The following is a 13444-nucleotide window of genomic DNA, read 5'->3' on the forward strand; positions in this document are numbered from 1 at the left end:
TAATCAAATTTTAGGTAAAGTAACCCTATGAAAAATAATTAAATATATTTCATAGGGAGTGTTTATAATTGAATGATAAAAATTAAAGCTTATTCAACATCCGCAACAATAATCTTCGTTTTAGGGTGTTTTTTATTTTCAGGTAATTTAAACTCTTTGCTGGTTGTCACCAAATAGTCAATGTTTTCCCAACTTGTCACAAAATTAATCGCATGCTTATTGGCCTTTGTGCCATCCGCTAATACCATTAATTTATCGCTATTTTCCATCATCTTTTGCGCGATCGCAGCTTCATCGACGTGCTGGTCCATCACACCATGCAGCGCGTGTATCGCCCCTGCGCCAATCACTGCGTAATCAGCAAAAAATTCAGCAATATTTTTTAGTGCAATCGCACCTAAGCATGCATTTTGCGCTGCATTAAATTGCCCACCAATCAAAATTGTTTCGATGGTTGAGTTTTCTTGTAACGTATTTGCCAATAAAGGCGAATTCGTAATGACGGTTAAATTATCAATCAACTTAATTCTTTGGCTAAATTCAAAGGTGGTTGTGCCAAAATCAATAAACAATGTGTCTCCGGGTTTTATCAGCTCAGCCGCTTTTGCTGCAATCGCTTTTTTCTCATCAACCGCGGCTTGTGCTCTTTCCGTAAAATTACGCTCAAATTTTGACTGGATATTAACGGCTCCACCATGGACTTTTTTCAGTAACTTTTGAGTTTCAAGTTTACTAAGGTCACGACGGATAGTTTCTTGCGCGACATTAAAATGTTTTGCAAGCTCCTGTACGTAAACCTGCCCTTGAGTAGAAAGCAGCTCAATGATGGTTTGATGACGTACTTTTGAGGAACGTCCCTCACACATAGTTTAATCCTTCTTAACCATTTAACTTTCCAGCACTATACAACAGTGATACTAATTTCAGTAGCGTCCCGTTGTATTTTTGTTAAATCAATATTTTTCAGTAAAATACGTCGTGTTGGTAAACAGCGATGGCGTTTTTCATATAACAGGGTATTTCCTGCCATAACTCGAATAGTTCCGCTCACAGGTTGTTCAACTTTGATATTAAAATCAATTTGTCGCACTGATAAATTATCAATATCAATACATGCAGGAACACTAAAACAAATTTTCGAGTCAAACTGCACAGGAATATGTTGGGTTTCTTTCAATTGTTGTTGATGATGATTCGCTAATAAATCGTCTGCTATCCGCCCTCCTGTCACTAAACCTTCTTGATAGCATTGGTCACCCATATCGGCCGGATGCAACATATTGCCCGCAGCATAATAACTAGCATCTGAGCAACGCCCATATTGGTCTGTTACCGGTTTTCCTGTCGCCGCATCAAACCCCAAATGGCTTTTACGGATTAAGGTGTTTTCACCAACAAATTGTCCCGTAAAAATGACCGAATCACACATAATTTTGTGGCTTTTACCTTTGGTTTCAATAACCACATATTCCACGCGATCTAATCCACCAATTTCAGTAATTTTACTATTCAAATAAACGGGGGTTCCCATCGCTTTGGCAAATAAAGTCGCGGGTTTAAACGCTAAAATCCGTTCGCCACTTTCAATCATCGCTTGGGCTTTAACACCTGCATTTTTTAGTGTCCATAATGCAGAAAAACTCACTAATTCACTGCCTACTATCACTGGATTGCGGCAAGGCTTCTTACCATTTAGATAAACAAATTGCTGTAATGCCCCGGCTGTTAATACCCCTTGAGGGCGCAAGCCTGAAACTAAGCGCGGGTGTCTAGGTGTTTCTCTGACCCCAGTCGCTATCAGAACCCGCTTAGCTTGCATTTCAACAAGGCCTTCTGGTGTTGAAACTGTTAATTTTCCATTAGGCTGCAGTGCCGTTACCGTACTACGGGTGAAAATTGGTGTATTTCCCAGTTGATTAACAATTTTTTCTGCAAATTGATTGCCTTTCATCGGGCGCTTGAATGCGAGTATGCCAAAAGTTGGGTGTTGGCAATGACGCGGAACGCCTCCTGCCTGCGCTTCACGTTCAATAATGGCGATATTTTGAATACCGCGACGACGCAAAGCCTGTGCAGCAGCAACACCAGTAGGGCCCGAGCCAATGATAATCACATCATAATTTAAACTCATTTTACGGCCTCCACTGCCAGTGTGTGGTCGAAACGACCATTAATGATTTCAGCCACCTGGCTACTACAATAAAACCCATTACAGCGCCCCATCATCACTCGCGTTCTGCGGCGTAAAGCGCCCAAACATTCGGGAGGAATATCCGAATCAAATGCGGCCTCAATCTCCCGCTGAGTCACTAATTCACAATGGCAAACAATACCGCCATTGCTTTTGCATTGGTAATCCCGCTGATGATATTCAGAAATCATTGGCATGGTTGGCCAAATTAGTGCTTCTGGCGGTGATAATTCAAAAAGTGGTGTGAAGTTTTCTTGATACAATTTACCAAGATAGCTTGCCACCCCTAAAGCCGAAGTTAAGCCTGTTGAACGAATTCCCCCCGCACATATCCACTGTTTTTCAGGATAATCATTAATACGGTAATACTTTTCTTCTGTGGCAGGACGTAACCCCGCATAGGTTGCGGTCACACTGTAATTGTGCAATGAAGGTAACATACGTGAACCTTGGGCAATTAAGTCCTCAAGGACTTCTTGTTTTACTTCTGCCTTCCAACGGTCATCTTGTTCCTCCGCTGTTGGGCCAAGTAAGAGGTTGCCAAAGATGGTTTTTGATAGCAAAACACCTTTTGTGATAGCCGTTGGCACTGGCAAGATAATCGCATTGATATCTGCTGCTGCGGCTTTATCATAAACGAGGAACTGTCCTTTACGTGGTTTTATTTGGAACGGTGATGGGTGGCAAATTGATTCAACAATGTCCCCGTTGATCCCTGCGCAGTTAATGACTAAACGGGCAGAAAACTCACCTTTTGATGTGGTTAAACGCCATATTCCATCATTGAGTGCTCCACCGCTTACCTCACAATGAAAACGGTATTCAGCCCCATGTTTCACAGCTTGTGTTAAATACGAAAGTGGTGTACTCCATGGGTCGATAACCGCCTCACCTGGCACAGAAACGGCCGCAAGTGCGCCTTGTGCTAAATGTGGTTCTCTACGATAGAGTTCTTCTTTATCAATAATTGTCACATCTAATACATTATTAGTGTGCGCTTGCTCAACTATCGCAGGTAATTTACTGAGTTGCTCATCATTCCATGCAACCACTAATGCTCCTGTTTCAAGAAGAGGTAAATTCATTTTTTCTCTGATTTCAATGAATTCACGATACCCTTCTTGCATGCACTCAAGTTCTAGACTCCCTGGTGTGGCGTCAAAACCTGTATGTAATAGCGCACTATTTGCCTTACTTGCTCCCGAAAGAATGTCACCTCCACGTTCGAGTAACAACGTGTTGGCACCCATCAGTGTGAATTTGCGTGTCACTGCACAGCCAATGACACCACCGCCGATGACAATGACATCCCAAATCTTTTTATTATTAATTTCCATGGCTGAGATCCTTAACTTAAAACTTGCACACATAAAACCACATAATTCCCACAATCACAATAATTAAAACAACACAAAGCACAACAACAACCAAAAACTTACTCACATTGTTACTTTATTGTGAGTTTTGTCACATTAGTGAAACTTGCTGTGAGTTTTTTGTGGATTTTATTTCCGATTAAACGATAGTAAGCAAAAAAACAGACCTATTTACAACATTTATAACACTGGGAATACTGTGATGCTCAATCAACGTTATGCGGCTATCGATCAGGGAACAACGGGAACCCGGGTCGTTGTCTTTGAAGAAGGCGGCCATTACCACTCCCCTATGAGCATTCCTCATAAGCAAATCACATTGAATAGTGGTTGGGTTGAACACGACCCAGAGGAAATACTGGCAAACATCATTAAGTGCTTACACAGCTGTGAAGTTGTTGATGCTATTGGGCTTTGTCACCAAGGTGAAAGTATTGTGGCATGGGATGCGGACAGCAAGCGTCCTTTATACAATGCCATTGTCTGGCAAGACTTGCGGACAGAGAAAACCATCTCAATGCTCAAAGAGGCAGGGTTAGAGCCACTGGTGCAATCTAAGTCGGGATTACCTCTCGACCCGTATTTTTCCGCCAGCAAAATGGGGTGGATAATTGAAAATGTCGTCGGAGCAAAAACATTAGCGGATAAAAATAAACTACGTATCGGTACGATGGATGCTTTTTTTCTCGACCGTTTATGTGGCGTATTCGTCACCGACTATAACTCAGCATCTCGAACGTCATTACTCAACATTCATACATTAGAATGGGACCAAGAACTGTGTGACATTTTTGGTGTTCCCATCCACTGCTTACCACCAATTAAAGATAACATCGGTGATTTTGGTGCAGTAAATCTCGATGGGCATCTCACACCAGTCACAGCCATTATTGTTGACCAATTTGCTGGCACATTTGGCCATGGCTGTCGTGAAAAAGGTGATGCAAAAATTACCTTCGGTACAGGCGCTTTTTTGCAAGCATTGACTGGTACAGATATACCACAAACTCATGACAGCGGTTTACTACCCACACTCTGCTGGAAGTTCCCCAATCAACCCCCTGTATTTGGCTTAGATGGTGGCGTGTACAACGCAGCGTCTGCCATCAATTGGGCTCGCAAAATCGGTTTATTTGACTCATTCGATGAGCTTGGTGATTTCAGGGCTGAATCTGCGATTAAACGTGGTCTCGCCTTTGTCCCAGCGTTATCTGGTTTAGGCTGCCCATACTGGGATCGCAGTGCTGCGGGTCTCTGGGCGGGGCTTTCATTAGATACTGACAAAAAAGATATGATGCAGTCTGTTTTGGAAGGCATCGCAGCGCGCTCCGCTGAAGTTATTTTTGCAATGGAAAAAATTTCACCGTTAGGCCAATCAATCTCAGTCGATGGAGGGCTTTCTTCAAATCAATATTTTAAACAATTTTTAGCGAATTTATTACAGAAAGACATTGAAGCACCAGCAAATCGTGAAGTCACCGCACTAGGCGCAGCCTTGCTGGCTCGCAAAGGCATCGGTATCACTCACGAAATGGCGGTAAGACGCAACGCTACTGTGACACATCCTGATGGAACGAACATGCAAGGTGTGATGGAACAATATCGCGACATCATTGCCCGTTCTCGCCAATTAAGACACTAAAATAATAAAAGGAAACCCTACCATGGCTGAATTCGGAAATTACATTATTTACTTGATCATGTGCGGAGCCATCATTGGCGCAGTCGCATCCATTGTCAGACCCACCAGCGATCTTGGAAAAGAGTTTGTTAACGGGATCTTTTCTATTGGTCCCGTGTTTCTTGCTCAAGCGGGGATCATGGCTGCAGTTCCACTACTCTCACAGTTAATCTCTTACATTCTTGGGCCTGTCTTTTCCTCTGTTGGATCAGACGTTTCCATTGCGGCCTTATCGATTATTGCAGTTGACATGGGCGGTTACCAACTAGCCGATGCACTGACGACGAATCGAGACATGTGGATCACCGCAATGTTGATCGGTTATACCTCTGGGGCCACTATTGTTTACCTGATCCCAGTAGGGTTAACAATGCTAAATTGCAAAGATCATAAATACCTTGCGCTTGGTGCAATGGCTGGGTTGATCTCAATACCATTTGGCGTACTCGCTTCACTGCTATTAATTACGTTCAATAATATTCCTGTCAGGGATATTATCTCTACAAACTCACCGGCAGCACATCAATTAACCTTAGATTTCTTTACCATGTTGCAATACTTGATGCCGCTGTTTGTATTCTGTTTTTTATTAGCTGCTGGGCTAAAATATCGCCCAATGTTAATGGTAACGGGTTTCCTGATTTTCGGTAAAATCATGGATGCATTCGTCAAATTAGTCTTAGCATTTTCAATCGTTGAACACTTTACCGGGGTATTCACTAAAGTTTTCGGGGCATGGGGCTTCGACCCACTGTTTGCGGACCAAAATGAGTTATTCCGCGCTATCGAAATTGCGGGCTATATCGGTATTATGTTAGCGGGTACATTCCCAATTTGTTATTTGTTCCAACGCTACTGTAAACCTTTAGTGCGTGCATTAAGTAACCGTTTAAAACTGAGTGATACCGGGTCTTTGGGTTTTATTATGGTTATGGCAAACATTATTGCAACTTATCATTTATTCAAAGAAATGCGAGCTAGAGACAAAGTACTCTGCGTTGCATTTGGTGTTTGTGCGCAAGCCACCATCGGTGACCACCTTGCGTTCACGGCCAATTTCCAACCCACGCTTGTTTTACCTATTCTGCTTGGTAAGTTGGTTGGTGGCTTCTTAGCGGTATTTATTGCGATTAAAATATCAGTGCCACAAGCAATGCGCTATGAAGCTGAAGATATAAAATCGGCTGAAATAGCCAAAGAAGAAAGTGAACTCGCTGTTGCGAAGCAACATTAATCATATTTATATATTTAAATATACAACTCGCTGCATACTAAATATAAATACTCATAAAGTAGTATGCAGCTTTTATTTATTTGCCTGAAATTAATTCAAACTCTCATCAATTATTAACATTGCACTCACTATATGGTTATTTATATTAGTCATCATTAACCATTACATTATTTATAGATGTATAATTTGAATGTAAATAATTACTTCAATTAATAAAATTTAGTGACAACAATTCATCAAAATAATTGTTCAAAAATAAAGGCACCTCAATAACAATTATATTGAAGTGCCTTAAAATCGATATCATTAATTAAAATGAGAATTATTTCGCTTTAACGTTCCCAATAAGATTCTTCTAAGCTATCTTCTTTTTCAGGTAAGCCACGAGTCAAGCGAGGCGAATGCTGAGTTAATACTTGATAACTTACACGATTAGCATATTTACACACTTGGGCTAAAGATGAATAAGTTAAGTATTGGCGCTCATGTTTACTGGAATTAGGCACATTAGAGCGATGGTAAGAATTGGCAGTAATATCGTGAAGTAATGCAGATAAAGCCCCGTCTCCCGCCCCATTCGTGTTCATGATTTTCTCAGGCCCGCCCATGTAAGGCTCAATATGCGAGAAAATTCGTAATGGAACTTGGCAATCTTGCTGACGCATTGCTCGGCTAAACTCGTATAAGTTAAATTCTGCAATCGCCCCCGGCAATAGTGGGTGCTGCGTCGTACGTTTATAAGCGTCTTCCGTATAGCCAGCCATATACAAGCCTGACGGGCCCGCTGTGCATAAAACTAAATCGACCCAGTCTAATGCCATATTAGAGGCAAGTAATGGGTCACTCAGCCCTGTCAGCTCCTGTGCTTCATCTTCATTCATTGCAACTACTGAAATATGTTCCGCTAAGAAATCACGCCAGAACTGAGGGTCTTGAGCGATGACAAATTTAGTTCCAAGCGTCAACACAACGGGAACATTATGCTTTTTCGCATACGCAATAGCCTGCATAGTCGCATCCGGCATAGTTTCTCCGGGTTTGCAGCGGACTAAATAAGCCGTTAAAACCAGCGCGGAAGCCCCCGCAATGATATCTTCGGGAATGCTATTTGGGTGCAAGCGGTTCATATGGCCTGGACTGATAGCAAAAGTTCGCTCGCCATTTTCAGTAACTAAGGTAAAACAACGCCCAATAGGGCCATCCACACCTTGTAGAAAATTTAAATCCATACGGCTTGAGGTGTGGCATAAATAGCGATAGGCATAGCTACCAATTTGGATGTTATTACACATTGTGCCCAATAACACAGATCTGTCATCGGCTAATACTGAATAATTGTGCAGTGTATTGCCAATTGTCCCACCCGCAAACTCATGAGTAATCAATGCATTATCTGTAAGTTCTTTATATAAAGCTTCAGCGGCATCATCTTCAATAACCAATGAATGTCCCTTACTCAACTGGTAGCGCTGAATGAAATCGTCATCCACTTTCGCTTCAATATCGACTAGTGTTTGATCGATACCAACGATATAGGACTTACAATTCTCATCATCCGCCAATGTTTCTTTTAAAGGCTGTAATAAAGGATCTCTGAGGCTAACAGGAAAATAGTGTTTTGACTTGCGTTGACCGGGGAATTTCATAATTAGAAGATTAACAATGGAACATCGCCCTATTCTAGCACGATAAAGTAAAGCCAGCACCTGCAAAGAAGGCACTGGCTCCATTGTTTGTCATTTGGAAGTTATTTTACTGATTTTGATATTTATAATCGCGGTAAAGTTCCCGACTTAACACAAATGCACAACTCAAAATTAAACCAAGTATTGCGCTTAATGCAACAATTAACGATGATTTTGGTGAATCTTTATACAACGGTAAGTCTGGCGTTAAAATAAATTTAACTGGCGTAAAATTTAATTCTTTACTGGTTAACTCTTGTAAATCATCAATATAAATTTTACGGTTTTGTAGGTTTTCGCTCATCAATGCCAAATCACGATTTTGGGTTTCGATCAGTAATTTTTTCTCTAAAGCTTCAGTTCCTAACGCAATAGGGTAATCAGGGTCATCATTGATAGCAACAGAATCGCTGGCTATCGGCTTTTCAATTCCAGCCGCTTTTGCAATATCAACAGCTCGTTTAAGCCTTTCAACCTTAACATCGTATTCCGTTTGAATTTTGCTGACTTCGCGTTTTAGTGACTCACTGGCATAAATAAGTTTCTCTGAAATCATATTGTCGATTTCAACTTTTAACTGTTGCCTCACTTTCGATGCACTATAGCGAATATAACCTTCAAGTAAGTCCTGGGCTTCCGTTGGCAAAGGGGCAGTAAAGCTCAAAACAATATCACTTGAAGTACTGTTTTTCTCTTTTGAGAGATCTTGAATTTTAATATCATTAGAAATGATTGAGTTTACTAACCTTTGCTGAGCGATAACATCATCTTTTGGGTCAATTTTCTCTGCAAGATTATGATAATACTCAGTACTTCTTATATAACTCTCTTGATTAACTTTCGAACGATATTGGTCAATAAATGCAGTAAAAACACGTTGAGCACTGAGATCAATAGGAATATCTAAGACATCCAATTGCGCTTTAAATGCATTGACTTCTTTAAGCTCTTCAGATGCAGGAGGAATAACAATAGCAGTACTGCTCCATTTTTGAGGTAATAACTTAACAACACCAACACTTACCCCAATACAAACAATCGTAAATATAAGAATCAAAAATTTATGTTTTAACAAAATGGAAAACAAGGCCATCAAATCAATTTCATCGTTTTGCTGTATATGAAATTGATGAGCAGAAGACGACTTCTACTCTATATTACCTTGTGGTGGCTGCTGCTTATTGCTCATATTAATTCCAAAAGACATAACATTCATTCAATCATTTATAATTTCAGATAAGTGATTATAGTCTATAATCAGCTTATTGATATATCGATAAGCAAACTTTTCTGCATTAATTTACTGAATTACTTATTTCAGTACATCTTGAATTATTGAATTAATCATATGAATACTATTTGGATTATCATTTAACGCCGGTATGTAATTATATTTATTACCGCCACTACTCATAAAAAACTCTTTATTTTGCTCGCTAATTTCTTCTAATGTTTCTAAGCAATCAACTGAAAACCCTGGGCAAATGACCTGAACTGACTTTACTCCTTGTGCGGGTAATTCATGCATCGTTTTATCCATATAAGGCATCAACCAAGGCTCACGTCCAAAACGTGACTGGTAGGTAAGCATGACTTTGTCACTTGGATAATTCAGCGCCTCACGGAGTGCCTCCGCCGTTTTTTCGCATTCTTGCTGGTAAATATCTCCGGTATCACAATAACGCTGCGGAATACCATGGAAAGACAATATAAGCCTATCTGGCTCACCATGCAGAGCAAAGCTTTCTTCTATCGAGCTGACTAGCGCTTGAATATAAGCGGGATGTGTCGCATAGCTCCGAATAAATTGCACACTTGGAATGGTACGTCTGCTTGCAAATGCTCTCGTTAATGCATCATACACCGCTGCAGTTGTCGTACAGGAGTACTGTGGATACAGTGGAAGTACCACTAAATCGGTCACGCCTTGGTCTAGCAAGCTATCCACCGCACTTTTAATTGAAGGTGAACCATAACTCATACCTATCTCTACGGCAGTATTCGGCAATAATTCAGCGAGTTTTTGCTTTTGACGTAAAGAATAAACCAGTAATGGCGAGCCACCTTCTAACCAAATAGATTGGTATAATTTCGCTACCTTAGAAGAACGAAGCGGTAAAATCGCCCCATGCAAAATGGGTTTCCAAATCAAGCGGGGTACATCAATAACGCGTTTATCACTAAGAAATTCGGCTAAATAGCGTTTCACTGCTGAGGTCGTTGGGGCATCAGGGGTTCCTAGGTTAGCTAACAAAATGCCGTATTTTTTTTCTGACATGAAACAACTCCTAATTGATAATTATTCCCAACTTTAGCACAGTTAATTAACGATTTTTGTCACCAAGTGGTATAAAAAACAAAGGCAGCGATCATCGCTGCCTCCATATAATACCTTATACTTAAAATAATTCGAATTGCAGTGACTATTACTGCAATACACATCATGATAAGTACAAATATTAACCTAAAATTTTCGCCAGTTCTTCACTAACTTCTGCTACTTTACGCGTACCGTCTAATTTGAAGTACTTGGTATTCCCTTGTTTAGCTTCATTTTGGTAATACGCAATTAAAGGTGCAGTTAATGCATGGTATTCAACCAGACGCTTACGTACGGTGTCTTCTTGGTCATCTTTACGGATGGTTAGTTCTTCACCTGTTACATCGTCTTTGCCTTCAACCTTTGGTGGGTTAAAGTTGATATGATAAACACGGCCTGATGGTGCATGCACACGACGACCAATGATGCGCTCAACAATGATTTCATCAGGTACATCAAATTCCAGCACGTTATCAACAGTGATGCCAGCTTCTTTCATGGCGTCCGCTTGAGGGATAGTACGGGGGAACCCATCCAACAAGAAGCCATTGCGGCAGTCATCTTGTTTGATGCGCTCTTTAACTAATGCGATAACTAATTCATCAGTAACTAATTTACCGTTATCCATCAGCTCTTTAGCTTGTAAACCAAGTTCGCTCCCTGATTTAACAGCGGCACGTAACATGTCACCGGTTGAAATTTGAGGGATCCCAAACTTTTCCATAATAAATTGAGCTTGAGTGCCCTTACCAGCGCCTGGAGCGCCAAGCAGAATGATACGCATTGCGTAAACCCCTTGCTATTTAGATTTTTATAATTTGAAAAGAAAACAAGCTACCATACCATTAGCATGCCGCTTTACTCAAGAACACACGTAAACGATTTCGCATTTATCTTTTTTCGCAAAAGAAAAAAACCACGCTAAAGCACAAGCAAAAGCGTGGTTTATGCTCAATAACGAAAATACTAGATTAAATTACTTTAGAAGTAATTCATTGATTTTTCGTATAAATAGGTTTGGATCTTCCAATGTACCACGTTCTGCTAATAATGCTTGATCCAACAGGACATCAACCCAATCAGCAAACACGGACTCATCAGTGACTTCAGCTGCTTTTTTAACCAAAGGATGCGTTGGGTTCAATTCGAAGTTATATTTCACTTCTGGCGCGGCTTGTCCTGCTGCTGCAAACAGTTTCGCCATCTGTGTACTCATTTCATCTACATCTGTCGTGACAATTGCAGGTGTATCCGTTAAGCGATGCGTGAGTTTAACCTCTTTAACACGCTCACCTAGGAATGACTTAACGCGCTCAATAAAAGGCTCTAATTGCTTATCAGCTTCCTCTTGTTCCGCTTTGTTTTCATCCGCTAGCTTATCTAATGACTCATCGGCTTTACTTACGGATTGGAACTGTTTACCGTCGAATTCCGATAAGTAATTCATCATCCATTCATCAATACGGTCAGATAACAGCAAGACTTCTATGCCTTTTTTACGGAATAACTCAAGATGCGGGCTGCCTTTTGCCGCTGCATAGCTGTCTGCCGTGATGTAGTAAATTTTATCTTGGCCTTCAACCATGCGGCTTACATAATCGTCTAAAGAGACGTTCTGTACACTGCTATCAGTATGAGTCGTTGCAAAACGCAGGAGTTTAGCAATAGTTTCACCATTTGCCATATCTTCCGCAGGGCCTTCTTTCATCACTAAACCAAATTGTTGCCAGAAGGTTTGGTATTTTTCTGCATCTGATTTAGCCAGTTTTTCCAGCATTTGCAGGACGCGCTTGGTTAATGCACTGCGCAAACTACGGGTTAATGCGCTGTCTTGCAGTATTTCCCGCGAAACGTTCAATGGTAAATCATTGGAGTCCAACACCCCACGAATAAAACGTAGGTAATTCGGCATGAACTGTTCTGCGTCATCCATAATAAATACGCGTTGAACATAGAGTTTCAAGCCGTGTTGTTGGTCACGATTCCATAAATCAAATGGCGCTTTAGAAGGTACATACAGCAGGCTGGTATACTCTTGCTTACCTTCTACACGGTTATGTGACCATGTTAGTGGGTCTGCGTAGTCATGGGAAATATGTTTATAGAACTCGGTATATTCTTCGTCTGAAATTTCAGACTTACTACGCGTCCATAATGCTTTCGCTTGGTTAATTTTTTCCCAAGTGACCGTACCGTCTTCTTCATTTTTTTCTTCGATTTCAACTGGTAAAGCAATATGGTCAGAATATTTGCTAATCACTGAACGCAAGCGCCAGTTATCCAAATATTCTTTTTCGTCATCGCGCAAATGCAAGGTAATTTCGGTGCCGCGTTCGGCTTTTTCAATATCAGCGATGGTGTATTCACCTTCACCAGCAGATTCCCAGAACACACCTTCATTTGCAGGAGCACCTGCCGCACGGCTACGTACCGTTACTTTGTCAGCCACGATAAATGCAGAATAGAAGCCCACACCAAATTGACCAATCATTTGGCTATCTTTGACTTGGTCACTACCTAATGATTCTAAGAATGCTTTTGTGCCGGACTTCGCGATAGTTCCGAGGTTTTCAATCACCTCTTCACGGCTCATACCGATACCGTTATCGCTGATGGTCAATGTACCTTGGTCTTTTTCAGCACTAATGCGCACGCGCAGCTCACCATCGTTTTCATACAGTTCGGGTTTAGATAATGCACGAAAACGCAGTTTATCCGCCGCATCTGATGCGTTGGAGATCAATTCGCGTAAGAAAATCTCTTTATTTGAATAAAGAGAGTGGATCATTAATTGGAGGAGTTGTTTAACTTCTGATTGGAAACCACGCGTTTCCTGTCCTTTCATACTCATTAATCGCCTCTATTTCATCAATCTAATTGGATAGGTTTGACTTATCGATGCAGATTAGTTGGGGGCGAAAAACAGAAATTCAAGCGAAAAGAACAAAAAATTTAAA

At 40.9% G+C, this 13444-nt stretch carries 9 protein-coding genes and 1 pseudogene; 2 read left to right on the top strand and 8 right to left on the bottom strand.

Annotated elements, in window-relative coordinates:
* Nucleotides 1-89: 89 nt before the first annotated feature.
* The 3 genes from G6Q48_RS08140 to G6Q48_RS08150 are packed head-to-tail and all read right to left on the bottom strand — an operon-like array spanning nt 90 to nt 3528.
* The gene (locus G6Q48_RS08140; RefSeq protein ID WP_102139387.1) at nt 90-866 is read right to left on the bottom strand and encodes a DeoR/GlpR family DNA-binding transcription regulator; all 777 of its coding nucleotides are present in this window, start codon (nt 864-866) and stop codon (nt 90-92) included.
* A gap of 35 nt (nt 867-901) precedes the next feature.
* Nucleotides 902-2131, bottom strand: a complete 1230-nt coding sequence (locus G6Q48_RS08145) for an NAD(P)/FAD-dependent oxidoreductase (protein WP_102139388.1) — start codon at nt 2129-2131, stop codon at nt 902-904.
* Nucleotides 2128-3528 carry an NAD(P)/FAD-dependent oxidoreductase gene (locus tag G6Q48_RS08150; RefSeq protein ID WP_166265683.1) on the bottom strand — a complete coding sequence of 467 codons (1401 nt, stop codon included), beginning with the start codon at nt 3526-3528 and terminating at the stop codon, nt 2128-2130. Before G6Q48_RS08150 ends, G6Q48_RS08145 begins: the two co-directional genes overlap by 4 nt.
* Before the next feature lie 241 nt (nt 3529-3769).
* Here G6Q48_RS08150 and G6Q48_RS08155 point away from each other — a divergent pair, with 241 nt between their 5' ends.
* Both G6Q48_RS08155 and eutH read left to right on the top strand, forming a co-directional pair.
* Nucleotides 3770-5209 carry an FGGY family carbohydrate kinase gene (locus G6Q48_RS08155; protein ID WP_102139390.1) on the top strand — a complete coding sequence of 480 codons (1440 nt, stop codon included), beginning with the start codon at nt 3770-3772 and terminating at the stop codon, nt 5207-5209.
* Nucleotides 5210-5231: 22 nt separating this feature from the next.
* Nucleotides 5232-6482 (top strand): ethanolamine utilization protein EutH, encoded by a 1251-nt coding sequence (eutH, locus tag G6Q48_RS08160; protein ID WP_166265686.1) that lies wholly within the window; start codon nt 5232-5234, stop codon nt 6480-6482.
* Between the two features lie 332 nt (nt 6483-6814).
* Here the strand turns inward: eutH and G6Q48_RS08165 are convergent, their stop codons facing one another.
* The 5 genes and pseudogenes from G6Q48_RS08165 to htpG form a co-directional block, all read right to left on the bottom strand.
* A complete protein-coding gene (locus G6Q48_RS08165; protein ID WP_102139442.1) occupies nt 6815-8128 on the bottom strand; it encodes an inosine/guanosine kinase in 1314 nt (437 codons plus the stop codon).
* Between the two features lie 106 nt (nt 8129-8234).
* Nucleotides 8235-9290, bottom strand: a pseudogene (wzz(fepE), locus tag G6Q48_RS08170) (LPS O-antigen length regulator Wzz(fepE)); the annotation flags it as partial.
* 189 nt (nt 9291-9479) lie between these two features.
* On the bottom strand, nt 9480-10445 hold the full coding sequence (hemH, locus tag G6Q48_RS08175; RefSeq protein WP_102139392.1) for a ferrochelatase: 966 nt from the start codon (nt 10443-10445) through the stop codon (nt 9480-9482).
* Nucleotides 10446-10626: 181 nt separating this feature from the next.
* On the bottom strand, nt 10627-11271 hold the full coding sequence (gene adk / locus G6Q48_RS08180; RefSeq protein WP_102139393.1) for an adenylate kinase: 645 nt from the start codon (nt 11269-11271) through the stop codon (nt 10627-10629).
* Between the two features lie 192 nt (nt 11272-11463).
* Nucleotides 11464-13332, bottom strand: coding sequence for a molecular chaperone HtpG (htpG, locus tag G6Q48_RS08185; protein WP_166265856.1), 1869 nt, complete (start codon nt 13330-13332; stop codon nt 11464-11466).
* Nucleotides 13333-13444 lie beyond the last annotated feature (112 nt).

This window comes from Providencia sp. M-27 (assembly GCF_011077905.1).
Lineage (GTDB): Bacteria > Pseudomonadota > Gammaproteobacteria > Enterobacterales > Enterobacteriaceae > Providencia > Providencia huaxiensis.

Bases quoted from the DNA above. Each gene is read 5' to 3' on its own strand.
- eutH (WP_166265686.1), top strand. From the start codon at position 5,232: ATGGCTGAATTCGGAAATTACATTATTTACTTGATCATGTGCGGAGCC.
- G6Q48_RS08155 (WP_102139390.1), top strand. From the start codon at position 3,770: ATGCTCAATCAACGTTATGCGGCTATCGATCAGGGAACAACGGGAACC.
- G6Q48_RS08145 (WP_102139388.1), bottom strand. From the start codon at position 2,131: ATGAGTTTAAATTATGATGTGATTATCATTGGCTCGGGCCCTACTGGT.
- G6Q48_RS08165 (WP_102139442.1), bottom strand. From the start codon at position 8,128: ATGAAATTCCCCGGTCAACGCAAGTCAAAACACTATTTTCCTGTTAGC.
- G6Q48_RS08150 (WP_166265683.1), bottom strand. From the start codon at position 3,528: ATGGAAATTAATAATAAAAAGATTTGGGATGTCATTGTCATCGGCGGT.
- adk (WP_102139393.1), bottom strand. From the start codon at position 11,271: ATGCGTATCATTCTGCTTGGCGCTCCAGGCGCTGGTAAGGGCACTCAA.
- htpG (WP_166265856.1), bottom strand. From the start codon at position 13,332: ATGAAAGGACAGGAAACGCGTGGTTTCCAATCAGAAGTTAAACAACTC.
- hemH (WP_102139392.1), bottom strand. From the start codon at position 10,445: ATGTCAGAAAAAAAATACGGCATTTTGTTAGCTAACCTAGGAACCCCT.
- G6Q48_RS08140 (WP_102139387.1), bottom strand. From the start codon at position 866: ATGTGTGAGGGACGTTCCTCAAAAGTACGTCATCAAACCATCATTGAG.